This is a genomic window from Bradyrhizobium sp. 23AC, from assembly GCF_054863025.1.
In genome coordinates this window covers 1-255 of sequence record NZ_JAVAYN010000236.1, presented here as the reverse complement: position 1 = coordinate 255, position 255 = coordinate 1, and the positions used below count along the sequence as shown (strand labels likewise).

1 protein-coding gene is annotated in these 255 nt (G+C 28.6%); it reads right to left on the bottom strand.

Going from position 1 to position 255, the window contains the following annotated elements:
* Positions 1-255, bottom strand: a 255-nt coding sequence (locus tag RAD10_RS42260) for a hypothetical protein (RefSeq protein WP_461622064.1), incomplete at both ends; no start/stop codon positions are given.

Below are 255 nucleotides of genomic sequence, written 5' to 3'. Positions count from 1 at the left end.
CTCATTTTTTTCAACACATTTCTTACTTCATTCTGATATTTTATATAATTATCTTGAGTACGACCTGAATACCCATCCATATTCCCAGTCTCTGTAATGGAATAATTAGTACGTCTTTTTACGGATATAGACGGATCAACATCTAGAAAAATTGTAATATCAGGTTTTATTAAAGGCGAGAAACACATTTGTGCTACAGAATAATTAAAATTCTTTTTTATTTTGAATCTCGCTAGAAATTTAAAGTACCAATTA